The following is a 17,376-nucleotide window of genomic DNA, read 5'->3' as shown; positions in this document are numbered from 1 at the left end:
TATTTATTCAGCTTCCTTTTCTAGTAATTCATACCAAATCATTTGGATAAATTCTCGCTCTGATTGAAACTCTGAATTTGGTACGATAGCAGGTAAACCTAACAGACTTAAATGATGAATACGGTTACGTAATTCCACATAGCATTGTTGTAATCTTTCTGAAATTTGCCAAGAAATGACCGCACTTTCAGCCATGATCTCAAAAATACGCACATTGTCTGACCATGTTGCCAATATTGGATTTTGTGGTGCATGGGCGAGTACTAAATATTGGGCGATGAATTCAATATCTGTAATGCCACCACGGTCAGTTTTAATGTTGAATTGCCCTTCTTCTGTATTTGCTAAGTGCTCATACATTTTGTGACGCATCGTAACAACATCGGCTTTGAGAGTGTTGATTTCTCGTGGTGCGGAAAGTACGCTTTGGCGAATAGCTTCAAACGCTTGTCGGAGCGTTTTTTCACCATAAATAGCACGGCTGCGCACTAATGCTTGTTTTTCCCAAGTCCAAGCTTCATTGAGTTGGTAATCTTTAAATGCGGAAATAGAACTGCATAACAACCCAGATTCACCTGAAGGACGTAAGCGCATGTCCACTTCATATAATATGCCTGCAAACGTATTTATACTGAAAATGCTGATAATTTTTTGTGCTAAGCGCAAGTAAAATTGATTGCTATCAATACTGCGTTTCCCGCCAATTGTTTGGCTATTGTTAGCAGATTGATATAAAAAGACGAGATCTAAATCAGATTTGTAGCCTAGTTCAATACCACCAAGTTTACCGTACCCAATGACTAAAAAACCTTTTTGGTTTTCCGTTAAATGTTCAGGTATTCCAAAGCGAGTGGCGACCTGCTGCCAAGCTAAATTCACAACTACTTCAATGATCGCTTCTGTCAAAAATGTGAGATGATCACTTACTTTCATCACGGGTAATGCACCGAGAATGTCTGCAGAGGCGATACGTAATAAAGTCGCTTGTTTAAATTGGCGCAAACCATCAATAATCTGTTCATCATCATCAGAGGGTAAACGCAGTAAATATTGTTGTAGTTCGCTTTGATATTCTGTATAGGGCGGTGGATTAAGTAACGCTTTACGATCTAGTAGTTCATCAAGCAAAATAGGATGACGTGCAACTTGCTCTGCGATCAGTTTAGATTGGGCGCAAAGCTCAATCAGTTGATTAAGTGCTTGTGGATTTTCAAGCAATAATTCTAAATAAGTGGTACGTGTTAATATTTTTTCGACAATATTGAGGATTCTTGGTAATAAAGTACGATAGGCAGAATGCGAAAATAGTTGTTGTAATAAATGTGGCAATAATTGTGTAAGTACTTCTCGCCCACGTGTGCCAATTGGGCGACGAGATAATTCAGAGCGAAATTGAACTAATATCTGAATAATTTCGGTGAAATCTGCCTCATCTACTTGATTCTCAATCAATACTTGCTTAATTTCACTTTCATCTAAATCCGCATCAAGAAAGTCATGCCATAAGTCTAAGGCTTCTGCTATTTCTTCTTTTTCTTCACCAATTAAGTTAGTAAAAATAGCACGAACTTTTTGCTGATGTTGGTGTAATTGCTTGCAAAAACTTGTCCAGTCATCAATAGGGTAGAAGACATTTTCTGCTTGAAATTGAGTATTCCATTGCTTAAAAACTTGTGTTGCTTGTATCAAACGTTGGCGATCCAATTCCTTTTCGGGTAATTGTTGTGTTTGCTGATCGTTGATTGCTTGTAAGATATTTTCAGTACGGCGTAAAAACACATAAGCTTGTTGCAAATCTTGTTTTTGTTGTGCCGATATCAATTCAAGTGCAACTAGCTCAGGTAGCAATTTTAACAATTCATGGCGTTGTAATCTGATTTCACGTCCTCCGCGAATAAGTTGGAAAACTTGGACAATAAATTCAATTTCACGAATCCCGCCTGCGCCAAGTTTAATATTATCGTTGAGCCCACGACGACGCACTTCTCGTTCAATTTTCCCTTTCATTTCTCGTAGAGATTGAATCACACTGAAATCAATATAGCGACGATATACAAAAGGGCGTAATAATTGTTGCAGTGTTTTGATATTAGGATCTTGTGGATTTGCACCTAGAATTCGCCCTTTTATCATTGCATAACGTTCCCAATCACGCCCTTGATCTTGATAATATTGTTCCATAGCGGCAAAGCTTAATGCCAAAGCGCCACTTTCACCAAAAGGGCGTAAGCGCATATCTGTTCGATAAACAAATCCATCAACTGTATATTGATCTAATGCGCTAATTAAACGTTGTCCTAACCGTGTGAAAAATTTAGCGTTTTCAACCCTTTTTCGTGCACCGATGGTTTCACCATTAGCTGGATAAGTGAAAATTAAGTCAATATCTGAAGAAAAATTGAGTTCAAAACCACCAAGTTTACCCATGCCTAAAATATAGAGCTGCTGTGGCTGACCTTGTTCATCCATGGGTGTTCCCATTTCTTCACAAGCACGCACATAGAGCCAATCTCGAGCTGCAATAATTAAGCTCTCAGCTAACTGAGATAAACGAAGAAAAATATCTTCTACGGTACCTAAATTTAGACTTTGGCAAAAACTGAGCTTAGCCATTTCTTGATTGCGAAATTGACGCAGGACTTTATAAAGTTGCTCTTCTGAATGAGTTTGCGTTAATAGGATATTTAGCCGAACTACATATTGATCGCATTCATCTAACTTAGGAGGATTATGCCAACATTGTTGTAAAAAGTGTGGCTGTTTTGACAATACATCGGCAAAGAAGTCTGACATTGCAATAGCATAACGAAGCTGCCCGATTGAGCTATTGAGATCGTCTTTATCCAGTTCAATTTGTTGCAATAACGTGATGTCATATTGGTCAGGAAATGTATTTATCAGTTGTTGAGCAAGTTGAGCTAATTTGTGATCAAATTGGTTAAAAGATAAAGACATGAGAAATCCTATTAAATACACAAGAAACAGACTGACTTTAGCATAAAATAGCGGTTTTCACTGTAGTAATTTTTCACTTTTGCGATGGAAGTTCCAGAATTTTAGACAAATAATTTTTTGGTTTCTCTTTTATATTTTATTTTTCTTCTATTTGAAAATATAAGCTATAGGAATCAATAAATAACCTTTTGTTTCCTCATAAAATATTATAGACTTACCCACTTAGTCGGGGTGCTACTTTGATGGCTGAGATAATACCCGTGAACCTGATGCAGTTAATACTGGCGTAGGAAACTAACAGTCAATATTACTGTGTACTTTTTTGATGCCATAACAAGAGAGGACACAATGTCTAAATTTAAAACTTCTTTATTTTTAACCGCATTTTCAACCTTTTCATTGGCTGCGTTTGCACAAATGCAAACTATCAATGTTTATACTTATGACTCTTTTACATCAGATTGGGGAGCTGGTCCAAAGATAAAAACAGCATTTGAAAAACAATTTCCACAATGCCAAGTAAATTTCACTGCGTTTGGTGATTCTGGCACTATGTTTAATCGCTTACGTTTAGAAGGGAAAAAAACGAAAGCAGATATTGTTGTTGGGTTAGATAATTATGTATTAGAAGAAGCGAGAAAAAGCGAGTTATTTGCGCCAAATACAGTCGATTTAAATCAACTTTCGTTACCAATTATATGGAAAGATAAGACTTTTTTACCTTATGATTTTGGGCAATTTGCTTTTATTTATGATAAGACAAAAGTACAAAATCCACCGCAAAGTTTACAAGAACTGGTTACCCGCGATGATTTAAACATTATTTACCAAGATCCGCGTACGAGTAGTGTTGGACGTGGTTTATTAATTTGGATGAATAAAGTTTATCCTGAACATGAAATTACACAAGCATGGCAAAAGCTTGCTAAACATACAGTCACAGTAGGAAAAGGCTGGTCTGATACATATGGCGCTTTCTTAAAAGGTGAGGCAGACTTAGTACTTAGTTATAGTACATCGCCGTTGTATCATCTTGTATTTGAACAAAAAGATCAGTACATGGCAACAGAGTTTACTGAAGGTGGCGTACTTCAAATTGAAACAGCCGCAAAAGTGATAAATCGTGATAATGTTTGTGCTGATCATTTTCTTACATTTTTAATTCAACCTGAAGCTCAGCTGCATTTAGTTAAAAATAATGTGATGCTATCTGTAATTGACGCACAAATTGAACCGCATTTTGATGCATTAAAAGTAAAACAATTGCAATCGAAAGTATTAGATACTACCCAAGTTAATGCACAACAGCTAAAAAAATGGATCGCTGTTTGGCAAACAACCTTAACTAAGTAATCACATGTTGCAACTATTGATGTCACCAAAATTTCGCCCGTCCCACTATTTGGGCGGAATTTTGGTGATTTTATTACTTATTGTCTTTTATGTTTTTCCATTAACTGCTGTTTTTTCTATTCAAGGTGAGTATAGTTGGTATTATTTACTGACTGATCGGTATTTGCATCACGTTATTTTATTTAGTCTTTGGCAGGCATTTTTATCCGCATTGTTGTCTGTTATTTTTGGGGCATTATTAGCACGCGCATTTTTTTATCAACAGTTTATTGCGAATACATTGATTTTAAAGTTGTTTTCATTAACTTTTGTTTTGCCTGCTTTAGTAGCAATTTTTGGTTTATTAGGTGTATATGGTAGTTCAGGTTGGTTAGCTACGTTAATGGCAATTGGAGATATTAATTGGACACCAAACATCTATGGATTAACGGGTATTTTAATCGCGCACCTGTTTTTTAATATTCCATTAGCGACTCGAATGTTTTTGCAAGGATTACAACATATTCCCATTCAACAAAGACAGCTTGCTGCTCAACTTAATATTCGTGGTTGGCAATTTATACGCCTAATTGAGCTACCTTATTTGCGTCAGCAATTATCTCCTGTCTTTACTTTAATTTTTATGCTGTGCTTTACTAGTTTTGCCATTGTGTTAACCCTTGGTGGTGGACCTAAGTATACGACATTAGAAGTTGCCATTTATCAAGCAGTACTGTTTGAATTTGATCTCCCAAAAGCAGCTTTATTTGCACTATTACAATTTATCTTTTGCTTCGGTTTATTTGTGTTAAGTAGCTTTTTAGCTAAGGTACCAGAAACAACATTACACAGTCGTCAATATTGGATTTCCCCTCAACCAAGAGCGGTTAGATTTTGGCAAATTTTATTGATTATATTGGCAACTAGTTTTGTATTGTTACCTTTGTTGCATATTTTATTTTCCGCGTTATTTTCGCCAAAGCTGTTTTCTATATGGTTACAACCTCAACTGTGGAAAGCAATAGGTTATTCCGCATTGATAGCGCCAACTTCTGCTTTTATCGCACTAATCTTGTCATTTGCTTTATTACTATGCGCAAGGCAGTTATATTGGTTGGAATATCGTCGCTTTTCTGATTTGATTCTTAATATTGGTGCGACAATTTTAGCTATTCCTACGCTTGTTGTTGCGATTGGATTATTCATTCTATTACGTGAGATTGATTTTTCTACACTACATCTTTTTATAGTTGTAGTATGCTGTAACGCGCTAGCTGCGATGCCATTTGTATTACGAATTCTTGCAGTTCCGATGAATAACAACATGATTTACTACGAAAAATTATGTCAATCTCTGCATCTTCGAGGCTGGCAACGTTTTTCCTTGATTGAATGGCATACTTTACGTTCGCCAGTAAAGTATGCTTTTGCATTAGCTTGCGCTTTATCTCTAGGGGATTTCACTGCGATTGCCTTATTTGGTAATGAAGATTTTACTTCTCTGCCACATTTGCTCTATCAACAACTTGGTCATTATCGTAGCCAAGAGGCTGCTGTTACTGCGTTTATCTTATTAGTTTTTTGTATGGCTGCTTTTATTTTAATTGAGTGGCATAAGGAAAAAGATAATGATTAAATTACATCAGGTGCAATTTTGTTATAAAACAGCCAGATTTGAGTTGGATTTACATATTCCAGCACAACAGAAAGTCGCTGTCATTGGGGCGAGCGGTGCAGGTAAAAGTACATTATTAAATTTGATTGCAGGCTTTGAATTTGTAGAGCGAGGTGAAGTTTGGTTGAATGGTGAAAATCATACGAAAACACAACCGCATCAGCGTCCTGTTTCAATTTTATTTCAGGAGAACAACTTATTTACTCATCTTACTGTAGCGGAAAATATTGCCTTAGGATTAAAGCCAAGTTTAAAGTTAAATCAAATTGAGCAACAGAAAGTACATGATGTCGCAGCAGCGGTTGGTTTAGAAAAATATTTAGGCCAACTACCGCAAAACTTATCAGGTGGACAAAGGCAACGCGTTGCATTAGCACGTTGTTTGTTACGCGATAAACCAATTTTATTACTCGATGAGCCTTTTTCCGCGCTTGATCCTAATTTGCGTGTAGAAATGTTGGAATTAATTGATCAATTATGTATAGAGAAACAGCTGACTTTAATCGTGGTTACTCATCAGCCAAATGAATTATTGGAAAAAATTGATCGTATTATTCAAGTTGAGCATGGTAGGATTAGTCAATCGCAGATTTTAATTAGATAATTTTATTGGAAAATAGACCGCACTTTTAAGCGGTATATAACAAAGGAAATAGAAAAAATATGACAACAACAACTTTTGAGGTGCGAACCCTAACACCACATCCAACGTTAGAATATTGGTCTGTATGTAAAATCGAAGCGTTATTTGAGACTCCCTTTCTTGATTTAGTATATCGTGCAGCACAGGTACATCGTGAAAATTTCAATCCGAAAGCAATTCAGTTGTCTACCTTAATGTCAATTAAAACAGGTGGTTGCCCAGAAGATTGTGGTTATTGCCCCCAGTCTGCTCGTTATCAAACTGGCGTACAAAATCAACAATTATTAGATGTCGAAGAAATTGTTGCCAAAGCCAAAATTGCAAAAGCACGCGGTGCTGGGCGTTTTTGTATGGGCGCAGCATGGCGAGGTCCAAAGCCAAAAGATATGGAAAAGGTAACTGCTATTATTAAAGCAGTGAAAGAATTGGGTTTAGAAACTTGTGGGACGTTTGGTTTATTACAAGATGGAATGGCAGAAGATTTAAAACAGGCAGGCTTAGATTACTATAATCATAATTTAGATACTGCGCCAGAACACTATCATAATGTGATCGGAACACGTCAATTTGATGATCGTATTAATACTTTAGGTAAAGTTCGTCAAGCGGGATTAAAAGTGTGCTGTGGCGGTATTATTGGTATGAATGAAACAAGAAAAGAGCGTGCAGGATTGATTGCAAGCTTGGCTAATTTAGATCCTCAACCAGAGTCAGTACCAATTAACCAACTTGTTAAAGTTGAGGGTACGCCGTTAGCTGAGGCAGCTGAATTAGATTGGACAGAATTTGTTCGTACGATTGCCGTTGCACGAATTACGATGCCGAAAAGTTATGTGCGTTTATCAGCAGGGCGTCAAGGTATGTCAGAAGAAATGCAGGCGATGTGTTTTATGGCTGGCGCGAATTCTATTTTCTATGGAGATAAGTTATTAGTGACGGGAAACCCAGAAGAAGATGGTGATCAATTGTTGATGGCTAAATTGGATTTAGAGCCAGAAACTGAAGAAAATCGTTATCGTGCTGAATAAGTGCGGTCAGTTTTTACAATATTTTAATAACACAGTCGTCAGAACAACTAGCTAATAGTAAAGGGGCGAATTATATTCGCCCCAAGCTTTTTTACTGATGGTACTATTGTTTTACTTGTTGTTTGATTGCATCAGCCACTAATTCGGCTTCAGGTCCTAGAATGACTTGTAAACCATTTTCACCTAATTTTACGTTGCCTTTTGAACCAAGTACTTTGAGTTGTTCTTCATTCACTTTACTGCGATCAACTAAAGTTAAACGGAGGCGAGTGATACAAGCATCAATAGTTTGGAAGTTATCTTTACCACCTAAGGCAATAATAAAGTTAGCCGCACGTTCTTCACGAGAAGCATCTTTTTTCACTTCTACGACGACTTCGTCTTCTTCGCGACCTGGCGTTTTTAAGTTAAATGCTTTAATTGCAGCACGGAAGACGACATAGTAAATCACTGCGAATACGGCACCTTGTATTAATAGCATATACCATTGTGTCGCAAGTGGGTTTTGTGAAGAAAGCACCATATCAACGAAACCTGCACTGAAACCAAAACCTGCCATCCATTGCATTGATGCCGCGATAAATACGGATAACCCAGTTAATAAGGCGTGAATGACATAAAGCACAGGTGCGACAAACATGAAGGCAAACTCTAGCGGCTCTGTGACACCAGTGAAGAATGAAGCCAATGAAGCAGCGATCATTAATGAAGCGACTTGTGCTTTTTTCGCTGGTTTTGCACTGTGATAGATAGCCAATGCCGCAGCGGGTAAACCGAACATCATAACAGGGAAGAAACCTGCCTGATACATACCTGTAACGCCTAATACTGCGCTACCATTAGCCAGTGATTGTGCACCACCTAAGAAGTTCGGGATATCATTAATACCCGCTACATTAAACCAGAATACAGAGTTCAATGCATGATGTAAGCCAACTGGAATTAATAGGCGGTTTAGGAAGCCATAGATACCTGCACCTGTCGCACCAATATCTGTAATGGATTTACCAAAGCCAACTAAACCATTAAAGATCACTGGCCATAAGTACATTAAAATGAAAGAAACGACAATCATGACAACAGAAGTCACAATTGGTACTAAGCGTTTACCACTAAAGAAGGCTAGTGCTGGTGGTAGTTCAACTTGGTGGAAACGATTATATAATTCAGCTGAAATAACCCCCACTAAGATACCAATGAATTGGTTATTAATTTTGCCAAATGCAGCAGGAACTTGATCGGGCGCAATACTTTGTAATTGTGCAACCGCACCTGGTGATAGTAATGTTGTGACGACTAAGAAGCCAACTAAACCTGATAATGCAGCGGAACCATGTTTATCTTTAGACATACCAAATGCAACGCCCACAGCAAACAAAATCGCCATGTTATCAATAATTGCTGCACCAGATTTGATCAAGAATGCAGCGAGTTGGCTTTCACCACCCCAACCATTTGGATCTATCCAGTAACCAATTCCCATTAAAATAGCAGCTGCCGGCAATGCAGCAACAGGAACCATCAATGCTTGCCCAATTCTTTGTAAGTAACTTAGCACACTCATAGGAACTCCTTTTATTTTTTATTTCGATTTTATTGAGAAACAGCGTAAACGTTTTCTCAATCGCTTCTAACTATATGCTAATAATTTTCTATTGCAAATTAAAACTGTTGTTTTTGTGATTCTCATCACTAAATCTCCGATAGAGATGAGTTTTTGTTGGCTATTTAAAACGACTTATTTTATAATGAAAAAAAACAAAAACTCCATATTTTGATAAAAATTGATGGCATTTAATCAAAATTTTTAATATGGTTGTTATCACATTTATTACTTGTTTATTTTACATACAAAAGAGGTAACATATTATGCGTTTAATTCCATTACAAAATGCCGAGCAAGTCGCAAAATGGTCGGCTCGTTATATTGTTGATCGTATTAACCAATTCAAGCCTACGGAAGAGCGTCCATTTGTATTAGGCTTACCTACTGGTGGTACGCCATTGAAAACCTACCAGGAGCTAATTGCCTTAAATAAAGCGGGTGAAGTGAGTTTTAAACATGTGGTGACATTTAATATGGATGAATATGTTGGCTTGCCGAAAGAGCATCCTGAAAGCTATCATTCATTTATGTATAGAAATTTCTTTGATCATATTGATATTCAAGAGAAAAATATCAATATTTTAGATGGTAATACTGATGATCATGATGCTGAATGTCAACGCTATGAAGATAAAATTAAAGCTTATGGCAAAATTCATTTGTTCATGGGGGGGGTAGGTGTTGATGGGCATATTGCTTTTAATGAGCCTGCATCTTCTTTATCTTCTCGTACTCGTATAAAAACGCTTACAGAGGATACTTTAATTGCGAACTCGCGTTTCTTTGATAATGATGTAAATAAAGTACCAAAATATTCATTAACTATTGGTGTTGGGACATTACTTGATGCAGAAGAGGTCATGATTTTAGTTACTGGTTATAATAAAGCGCTTGCTTTACAAGCGGCAGTCGAAGGCAGTATTAATCATTTATGGACTGTTAGTGCATTACAAATGCATCGTCGCGCCATTATTGTTTGTGATGAACCTTCAACACAAGAATTAAAAGTAAAAACAGTAAAATATTTCACTGAATTAGAGGCTCGTGCAATTCATAGCGTAAGATAAGGAGAGCAAAATGTATGCTTTTGTTAATGCAGTAATTTATACTGCAAAAGAAGTGCTGTATGGTAAAGCAGTTGTTGTTGATGGTGATAAAATTAGTGCAATTGTACCAGTAGAAGAATTACCTGTAGAAATAGAAAAAATTGATTTAGCAGGAAATAATTTAACCGCAGGTTTCATTGATTTACAATTGAACGGTTGTGGTGGCGTAATGTTTAACGAAGATATTAGCGTCAAGACTTTGGAAATTATGCAAGCAACCAATCTTAAATCAGGTACGACGAGTTATTTGCCAACTTTCATTACTTCGCCTGATGAAGGCATGAAAGAAGCGGTAAAAGTGATGCGTGATTATTTAAACCAATATCAAAATCAAGCATTAGGCTTGCACTTTGAAGGTCCTTATTTAAGTGTAGAGAAAAAAGGGGTCCATCGCGAAGAGTATATTCGTGCTATTAGCCCTGAAATGAAAGCGTTTTTATGTGATAACGCAGATGTGATTATAAAAATTACTCTTGCAGCAGAAAATCCAACAGCACAACATATTCCTGATTTTGTTGAAAAAGGTATTATTGTTTCTTTAGGGCATTCGAATGCGACGTATGAAGTAGCGCAGGATGCAATTAAGAAAGGCGCAAGCTTTGCTACGCATTTGCATAATGCTATGTCACCAATTAGTTCAGGACGTGCAATGGGAGTTGTTGGTGCTGTATTAGATTCAGATATTTATACGGGCATTATTGTTGATGGCTTGCATGTTGACTATGGCAATATTCGTATTGATAAAAAAGCAAAAGGTGAAAAACTGTGTATTGTGACTGATGCAACAGCAGCAGCGGGGGCGGATATTGAGTCTTTTATTTTTGTTGGTAAAACAGTTTATGTGCGTGATGGTAAATGTTATGACGCAAATGGGACATTAGGTGGTGCAGCAGTAACGATGATTGAATCAGTGCAAAATGCAGTGCAAGAAGTTGGCATTCCATTAGATGAAACCTTGCGTATGTGTAATTATTATCCTGCAAAAGCAATTCATGTTGATGATCGACTTGGTTCAATTGAAGTTGGAAAAATTGCTAATTTAACGGTATTTACACATGATTTTAAAGTGTTAGGCACTGCAGTAAATGGTGAATGGAAAGTCAATTAATTGATGCTCTGAATCAGAAAAAAGAAAATAGCATGATAACTATCACGCTATTTTTTTGTTCGAAATTTGCTAAAAAATGACCGCACTTTACAGCACGATGGTTTTGTTCTTATAAACAAAGATTCGATCATGTAAAGCAAGATCTAATGCTCGACTTAATACAGTTTTTTCAACATCACGACCAGCACGCATCATTGCTTCAGCACTATATGTATGATCAACATTGATCACATTTTGCATAATGATTGGACCTTGATCCAATTCATTATTAATAAAATGAGCGGTAGCACCAATGATTTTTACGCCACGTTCATAGGCTTGATGATAAGGTTTAGCACCGATGAAGGCGGGTAAGAAAGAGTGATGAATATTAATAACTCGATTTGGATAACGTTCAACAAATTGAGGGTTAAGCACACGCATATATTTGGCTAGTACAATATAGTCTGGAGCGTATTCATCAATTTTATTTGCTAACAGTTTATCATGCTCTATGCGTGTTAAATTATCATGACTGATGTAATGGAACGGAATATCAAAACGCTCGACTAGGGTTTTTAATGTATCATGATTACCAATTACTGCGGCAATTTCGACATCTAAGCCGCCGTAATAATTCTTCATGAGAATATCACCAAGACAATGTGCTTCTTTAGTCACTAAAATAACGATACGTTTGCGTTTAACACTAATTAAACGACAATTTGTTCCTTCTGGCAGGCTAAATTTAAGATCTGCTAACAATGTTTCTTCATTAAAAATGCCTTCTAATTCAGTCCGCATAAAAAAATGTTTTGTTTCAAAATCAACAAATTCATTATTATGAATAATATTAAGTTGATGTTTATAACAAATATTTGTTATTTTGGCGATTAATCCTTTATCATCTGGACAATCAGTTAATAATATTTTATTTTCAATCATAATATTGTGCTTTTTATTTAGCTGATTTAAAAAGTAAAACCCATTAAATTAATGGGTTTTACGATGTGGTAAAATAAATTAAATTTCAAATGAATTCAGCGAGTTACCTGCATCTAAGGCTTTTTGAATTACTTTAGGTGTTCTGCCTTGACCAGTCCAAGTTTTTACTTCACCATTTTCGTCAGTATATTGATATTTTGCCGGGCGAGGTTCTCTTTTTTTGCGTTGAACTGGCGACTCTTGACCGAGTAACATTGCTAATTCTTTAGCTGTGATTCCTTCTTGCTCTAATGATTCCTTCAATTTTGCAATTCTTGCTTGGCGCGCTGCCGCTTCGCGTTCTGCTTTCTTTTCTGCTTCACGTTTTTCTTCAACAACAAGAGAGAACTTTTCTAAAGCAATTTCAAGTTGTTCTAAAGTCGTTTCACGAGCTAAAACACGTAAACTACGAATATTTGCTAAAGCTTTTAATAAATCACTCATATTTGTTCCTCTATATCATTTAAAAAATGGATTATATAAAAATATAATCAAACGCGAATTATCATATAGTAAATATTATGAGAGGTAAATGTTATTTTTGTAGAATATTTTAAAGTTAATATTTTTTAGTTATTAAAAATGTAAATTAAGTTAAAAATATTCTTTTAGTTCTATTGGCAAGTGTAATTTTTTATTGTAGTCTTATTCGCATCCTACGTATGTAGAGGAGCGATCACTATAAGTATTTTTTCTGAGTGGATAACGATGAGGAAAAAGGAAAGGAGTGACCGCCGAAATCAATTAAGAGTCATTTTAATTGGTTGGTGGCGTATTCGAAAGGAACGTCATTGTCATAGTCTTTTTTAAACTATGGAGCGCTACTGGCTAGGTTGGGTCTTAATTATTTTTTGCCTGCCTTTTTAGATCATTTCTATATTCACTCAGTGGTTATCCCTTCATTATAAGGTAGAAAACTTATGGAACTTATCGATTATTCGACATCCGTTTGGGCTGTCGTACCGCCAATTTTGGCACTCTTATTGGCAATTGTGACCCGTCGAGTCATTTTATCATTAAGTATTGGTATTCTTGTTGGCTCGCTAATGCTTGCGGATTTTAATTTAGTTAATGCATTGAGTTATTTGAAAAATAATGTTATTTCATTGGCATATAGCGATGGTGAGCCTAATACAAATAACATTAATATTGTATTGTTTTTATTTTTACTTGGTGTGTTAACGGCATTACTCACAGTTTCTGGTAGTAATCGCGCTTTTGCGGAATGGGCACAAAAACGCATTAAAGATAGACGTGGCGCTAAATTACTTGCTGCTTCTTTAGTCTTTGTTACTTTTATTGATGATTATTTTCACAGCCTAGCTGTCGGTGCAATTGCAAGTCCCGTAACAGATAAATTCAAAGTTTCTCGTGCGAAATTAGCTTATATTCTTGACTCAACTGCGGCGCCAATGTGCGTATTAATGCCAGTATCAAGCTGGGGAGCATATATTATTACGCTAATAGCAGGATTACTGGCGACCTATTCTATTACTGAATATTCGCCAATCGGTGCATTTATGACCATGAGTGCAATGAATTTCTATGCTATTTTTTCAATTTTAATGGTATTTTTCGTTTCTTATTATTCTTTTGATATTGGTTCAATGGTTCGCCATGAAAGAACAGCATTAGAACGTAATATAGAAATTGAAGAAGAACAAAGCGGTGTGCAAGGGCATGTGCGTAATTTAATTTTACCAATTGCTGTGTTGATTTTGGCTACGGTCGGTATGATGATGTATACAGGAAATGAAGCACTTGCTGCAGAAGGAAAGCCATTTGATATTTTAGGCGCATTTGAGAACACGACTGTTGGTCTTTCTTTAGTCGTTGGTGGTGTAAGTGCGGTTTTAATTTCGACAATTTGTATTATATTAGATCGTCAAGTCAGCCTTAATGAATATGGCAAAGCATGGATAGTGGGAATTAAATCGATGTTAGGTGCTGTACTCATTTTATTATTTGCTTGGACCATTAATAATGTCGTCGGTGATATGAAGACGGGTGTTTATTTATCCTCTTTAGTTTCTGATAGCTTACCAATTGCAGTATTACCAGCCTTATTGTTTGTGCTTACTGCTGTAATGGCATTTTCTACGGGTACGAGTTGGGGAACATTTGGCATTATGTTACCCATCGCGGCAGCTATCGCCGCTAATGCTGCACCAGAATTAATGTTGCCATGTTTATCCGCAGTGATGGCCGGAGCTGTTTGTGGTGATCATTGCTCGCCAATATCTGATACCACTATTTTGTCTTCAACAGGCGCAAAATGTAATCATATTGATCATGTTACAACACAATTCCCTTATGCTATATTGATTGCGATATCTTCAATTGTAGGTTATTTAGTACTTGGCTTTACTCAATCAGGCGTGCTTGGTTTTGTGACTACGGGTGGCTTATTAGCAGTTTTAGTATTTATTTTTAAACGAAATTAAAATGTGATCTTGATCACAAATGGTGCAAAAATATTCTATATTTATAAAATGCGGCTTAATGCCGCATTTTTTATGATTTCTTCTTTGTTTGTTTTATTAAATTCTTTTATTTTTAATTTTCTTGGTATTTAATGCTTTATTTGTTTTCTTGTTGTTCTAGAAAACTATCAAAAAGTGATGGACAAAAATTGTACTTTTCAGTAAAACATATCTCATATTAATTTTTAACATTATTGCAACAACATTATACAAAATAGCATGTTAAATGCGGTTAATTTGAGAGGTGAAAATGAAAAAGTTATCAGGCGCAGAAATGGTTGTGCAATCCTTAAGGGATGAAGGCGTTGAATTTTTATTTGGTTATCCTGGTGGCTCAGTTTTAGATATTTATGATGCGATTCATACATTAGGAGGAATTGAGCATATTTTGGTTCGTCATGAACAAGCAGCCGTACATATGGCGGATGGTTATGCCAGAGCAACAGGAAAAGTAGGTTGTGTTTTAGTCACATCAGGTCCTGGTGCAACGAATACTATTACTGGGATTGCAACAGCCTACATGGATTCAATTCCAATGGTGATACTTTCTGGACAAGTAATGTCAGGTTTAATTGGTAGTGATGCTTTCCAAGAATGTGACATGGTTGGAATTTCCCGCCCTGTTGTTAAACACAGTTTTCTAGTTAAATCAGCCGAAGAAATTCCAGAGACAATAAAAAAAGCTTTTTACATTGCTGCAACAGGTCGTCCAGGACCCGTTGTGATTGATTTACCAAAAGATGTTGTCAATCCTGCAAATAAATTTGTTTATCACTATCCAGCAAAGATTGAATTGCGTTCTTATAATCCCACAACACAAGGACATAAGGGGCAAATTAAGCGTGCGTTAAAAGCATTATTAGTCGCCAAGAAACCTATATTATTCGTTGGTGGTGGGGCTATTACAGCTAATTGTAGTGAACAATTAATAAGATTTGCACAGGCATTGAATTTACCAGTCACCTCCTCGTTGATGGGGTTAGGGGCTTATCCAAGTTCGGATAAACAATTCTTAGGTATGCTAGGTATGCATGGTACTTATGAAGCAAATAATGCAATGCATCATAGTGATTTAATCTTGGGTATTGGTGTTCGTTTTGATGACCGTACGACTAATAATTTAGCGAAATATTGTCCAAATGCCAAAGTTATCCATATTGATATTGATCCTACGTCAATTTCAAAAAATGTATCAGCAGCTATTCCAATTGTAGGTAGTGCAGAAAATGTGTTAGCTGAATTTTTATCTTTATTGGAAGATGATAATTTATTGAAATCACAAACTTCATTAGCAGAGTGGTGGAACGAAATTGAAACTTGGAAAGCGGTAAAATGCTTATCATTTGAGCGAGATACTCAAGTTATTAAGCCACAGCAGGTTATGGAAGTTGTTTACCGTTTAACTGATGGTGAAGCCTATGTGGCATCAGATGTCGGGCAGCACCAAATGTTTGCTGCATTGCATTACCCATTTAATCAACCACGTCGTTGGATTAACTCAGGTGGATTGGGCACAATGGGATTCGGTTTACCCGCTGCTTTAGGTGTGAAATTAGCTTATCCTGACTCAACGGTAGTGTGTGTGACTGGTGATGGGAGTATTCAAATGAATATTCAAGAATTATCAACTGCACAGCAATATGAAATTCCTATTGTGATCATCAGTTTAAATAACCGTTTCTTAGGTATGGTTAAACAGTGGCAAGATTTGATTTATTCAGGGCGTCATTCGCAGTCTTATATGAATTCGTTGCCTGATTTTGTCAAATTAGCAGAAGCTTATGGTCATGTAGGTATCCAAATTAATACACCAGATGAATTAGAGCACAAATTAGCTCAAGCGTTTTCAATGAAAGATAAATTAGTCTTTGTTGATATTAATGTTGATGCGACTGAACATGTTTATCCAATGCAAGTACGTGGTGGAGCAATGAATGAAATGATTTTAACTAAACCGGAGAATACTCATGCGTAGAATCTTATCTGTCTTATTAGAAAACGAATCAGGTGCTTTATCACGTGTTGTTGGGTTATTTTCGCAACGTGCTTTTAATATTGAAAGTTTAACAGTCGCACCAACAGATGATCCGACATTATCGCGAATGACGATAGAAGCTTATGGCGACGAGCAAGTGCTTGAACAAATTGAAAAACAATTACATAAACTAGTTGATGTGTTTAAAGTGATTAGCTTAAGCGATTGTGACCATGTTGAACGTGAAGTGCTATTGATTAAAGTAAGAGCACAAGGAAGTTCTCGTGATGAATTAAAACGTTTGGCTGATATTTATCGTGGTCAAATTGTAGATGTCACAACAAAATCTTATACCATCCAATTAACGGGAACGAAGGATAAATTAGATGCATTTATTACAGCGGTCAAAGAAGAAACTTCCATTATTGAGATTGTACGTTCTGGTTTGATAAGCCTTTCTCGTGGTGAAAAAAATTGTTTATAACTTAATTGATTGAAATAA

The 17,376-nt window shown here is 36.3% G+C and carries 13 protein-coding genes and 2 riboswitches; of the genes, 9 read left to right on the top strand and 4 right to left on the bottom strand.

The window, feature by feature from the left end; all coding sequences use genetic code 11:
* Nucleotides 1–3: 3 nt before the first annotated feature.
* On the bottom strand, nt 4–2,955 hold the full coding sequence (glnE, locus tag ACFSAV_RS08965) for a bifunctional [glutamate--ammonia ligase]-adenylyl-L-tyrosine phosphorylase/[glutamate--ammonia-ligase] adenylyltransferase (protein WP_379098721.1): 2,952 nt from the start codon (nt 2,953–2,955) through the stop codon (nt 4–6).
* Nucleotides 2,956–3,172: 217 nt separating this feature from the next.
* A riboswitch (TPP riboswitch) is annotated at nt 3,173–3,265 on the top strand.
* 38 nt (nt 3,266–3,303) lie between these two features.
* Here glnE and thiB point away from each other — a divergent pair.
* The 4 genes from thiB to bioB are packed head-to-tail and all read left to right on the top strand — an operon-like array spanning nt 3,304 to nt 7,633.
* Nucleotides 3,304–4,308, top strand: coding sequence for a thiamine ABC transporter substrate binding subunit (gene thiB, locus ACFSAV_RS08960; protein WP_379098718.1), 1,005 nt, complete (start codon nt 3,304–3,306; stop codon nt 4,306–4,308).
* A 4-nt stretch (nt 4,309–4,312) separates the two neighbouring features.
* A complete protein-coding gene (gene thiP, locus ACFSAV_RS08955) occupies nt 4,313–5,923 on the top strand; it encodes a thiamine/thiamine pyrophosphate ABC transporter permease ThiP (RefSeq protein ID WP_379098715.1) in 1,611 nt (536 codons plus the stop codon).
* On the top strand, nt 5,916–6,566 hold the full coding sequence (thiQ, locus tag ACFSAV_RS08950) for a thiamine ABC transporter ATP-binding protein (RefSeq protein WP_101775949.1): 651 nt from the start codon (nt 5,916–5,918) through the stop codon (nt 6,564–6,566). The genes thiP and thiQ overlap by 8 nt, the downstream gene beginning before the upstream one ends.
* A gap of 59 nt (nt 6,567–6,625) precedes the next feature.
* Entirely contained in the window at nt 6,626–7,633 is a 1,008-nt protein-coding gene (gene bioB, locus ACFSAV_RS08945) for a biotin synthase BioB (RefSeq protein WP_101775950.1), read from the top strand.
* Between the two features lie 103 nt (nt 7,634–7,736).
* Here bioB and nagE read toward each other — a convergent pair whose 3' ends face one another.
* Nucleotides 7,737–9,197 carry an N-acetylglucosamine-specific PTS transporter subunit IIBC gene (nagE, locus tag ACFSAV_RS08940; protein ID WP_379098711.1) on the bottom strand — a complete coding sequence of 487 codons (1,461 nt, stop codon included), beginning with the start codon at nt 9,195–9,197 and terminating at the stop codon, nt 7,737–7,739.
* 305 nt (nt 9,198–9,502) lie between these two features.
* Between nagE and nagB the strand changes: the two genes are divergently transcribed.
* Nucleotides 9,503–10,306 (top strand): glucosamine-6-phosphate deaminase, encoded by an 804-nt coding sequence (nagB, locus tag ACFSAV_RS08935; protein WP_379098709.1) that lies wholly within the window; start codon nt 9,503–9,505, stop codon nt 10,304–10,306.
* Nucleotides 10,307–10,316: 10 nt separating this feature from the next.
* Nucleotides 10,317–11,453 (top strand): N-acetylglucosamine-6-phosphate deacetylase, encoded by a 1,137-nt coding sequence (gene nagA / locus ACFSAV_RS08930; protein ID WP_379098706.1) that lies wholly within the window; start codon nt 10,317–10,319, stop codon nt 11,451–11,453.
* Nucleotides 11,454–11,540: 87 nt separating this feature from the next.
* On the opposite strand, the gene purU is transcribed toward nagA, so the two are convergent.
* Both purU and ACFSAV_RS08920 read right to left on the bottom strand, forming a co-directional pair.
* On the bottom strand, nt 11,541–12,377 hold the full coding sequence (gene purU, locus ACFSAV_RS08925) for a formyltetrahydrofolate deformylase (RefSeq protein WP_379098703.1): 837 nt from the start codon (nt 12,375–12,377) through the stop codon (nt 11,541–11,543).
* A gap of 78 nt (nt 12,378–12,455) precedes the next feature.
* Nucleotides 12,456–12,860 carry an H-NS family histone-like protein gene (locus ACFSAV_RS08920; RefSeq protein WP_379098700.1) on the bottom strand — a complete coding sequence of 135 codons (405 nt, stop codon included), beginning with the start codon at nt 12,858–12,860 and terminating at the stop codon, nt 12,456–12,458.
* Between the two features lie 213 nt (nt 12,861–13,073).
* A riboswitch (Lysine riboswitch) is annotated at nt 13,074–13,248 on the top strand.
* 88 nt (nt 13,249–13,336) lie between these two features.
* On the opposite strand from ACFSAV_RS08920, the gene ACFSAV_RS08915 reads away from it, so the two are divergent.
* The 3 genes from ACFSAV_RS08915 to ilvN all read left to right on the top strand — a co-directional run bounded on the left by ACFSAV_RS08915 (nt 13,337) and on the right by ilvN (nt 17,358).
* Nucleotides 13,337–14,860: a Na+/H+ antiporter NhaC family protein gene (locus tag ACFSAV_RS08915; protein ID WP_379098697.1), complete on the top strand. Its 1,524-nt coding sequence runs from the start codon at nt 13,337–13,339 to the stop codon at nt 14,858–14,860.
* Between the two features lie 289 nt (nt 14,861–15,149).
* Nucleotides 15,150–16,874 (top strand): acetolactate synthase 3 large subunit, encoded by a 1,725-nt coding sequence (locus tag ACFSAV_RS08910; RefSeq protein WP_379098694.1) that lies wholly within the window; start codon nt 15,150–15,152, stop codon nt 16,872–16,874.
* On the top strand, nt 16,867–17,358 hold the full coding sequence (ilvN, locus tag ACFSAV_RS08905) for an acetolactate synthase small subunit (protein WP_379098691.1): 492 nt from the start codon (nt 16,867–16,869) through the stop codon (nt 17,356–17,358). Before ACFSAV_RS08910 ends, ilvN begins: the two co-directional genes overlap by 8 nt.
* Nucleotides 17,359–17,376: the final 18 nt, after the last annotated feature.

Source organism: Pasteurella oralis, assembly GCF_042681465.1.
Lineage (GTDB): Bacteria > Pseudomonadota > Gammaproteobacteria > Enterobacterales > Pasteurellaceae > Pasteurella > Pasteurella oralis.
This window is presented reverse-complemented; position numbering and strand designations above follow the sequence as displayed.

Bases quoted from the DNA above. Each gene is read 5' to 3' on its own strand.
- glnE (WP_379098721.1), bottom strand. From the start codon at position 2,955: ATGTCTTTATCTTTTAACCAATTTGATCACAAATTAGCTCAACTTGCT.
- thiB (WP_379098718.1), top strand. From the start codon at position 3,304: ATGTCTAAATTTAAAACTTCTTTATTTTTAACCGCATTTTCAACCTTT.
- thiP (WP_379098715.1), top strand. From the start codon at position 4,313: ATGTTGCAACTATTGATGTCACCAAAATTTCGCCCGTCCCACTATTTG.
- thiQ (WP_101775949.1), top strand. From the start codon at position 5,916: ATGATTAAATTACATCAGGTGCAATTTTGTTATAAAACAGCCAGATTT.
- bioB (WP_101775950.1), top strand. From the start codon at position 6,626: ATGACAACAACAACTTTTGAGGTGCGAACCCTAACACCACATCCAACG.
- nagE (WP_379098711.1), bottom strand. From the start codon at position 9,197: ATGAGTGTGCTAAGTTACTTACAAAGAATTGGGCAAGCATTGATGGTT.
- nagB (WP_379098709.1), top strand. From the start codon at position 9,503: ATGCGTTTAATTCCATTACAAAATGCCGAGCAAGTCGCAAAATGGTCG.
- nagA (WP_379098706.1), top strand. From the start codon at position 10,317: ATGTATGCTTTTGTTAATGCAGTAATTTATACTGCAAAAGAAGTGCTG.
- purU (WP_379098703.1), bottom strand. From the start codon at position 12,377: ATGATTGAAAATAAAATATTATTAACTGATTGTCCAGATGATAAAGGA.
- ACFSAV_RS08920 (WP_379098700.1), bottom strand. From the start codon at position 12,860: ATGAGTGATTTATTAAAAGCTTTAGCAAATATTCGTAGTTTACGTGTT.
- ACFSAV_RS08915 (WP_379098697.1), top strand. From the start codon at position 13,337: ATGGAACTTATCGATTATTCGACATCCGTTTGGGCTGTCGTACCGCCA.
- ACFSAV_RS08910 (WP_379098694.1), top strand. From the start codon at position 15,150: ATGAAAAAGTTATCAGGCGCAGAAATGGTTGTGCAATCCTTAAGGGAT.
- ilvN (WP_379098691.1), top strand. From the start codon at position 16,867: ATGCGTAGAATCTTATCTGTCTTATTAGAAAACGAATCAGGTGCTTTA.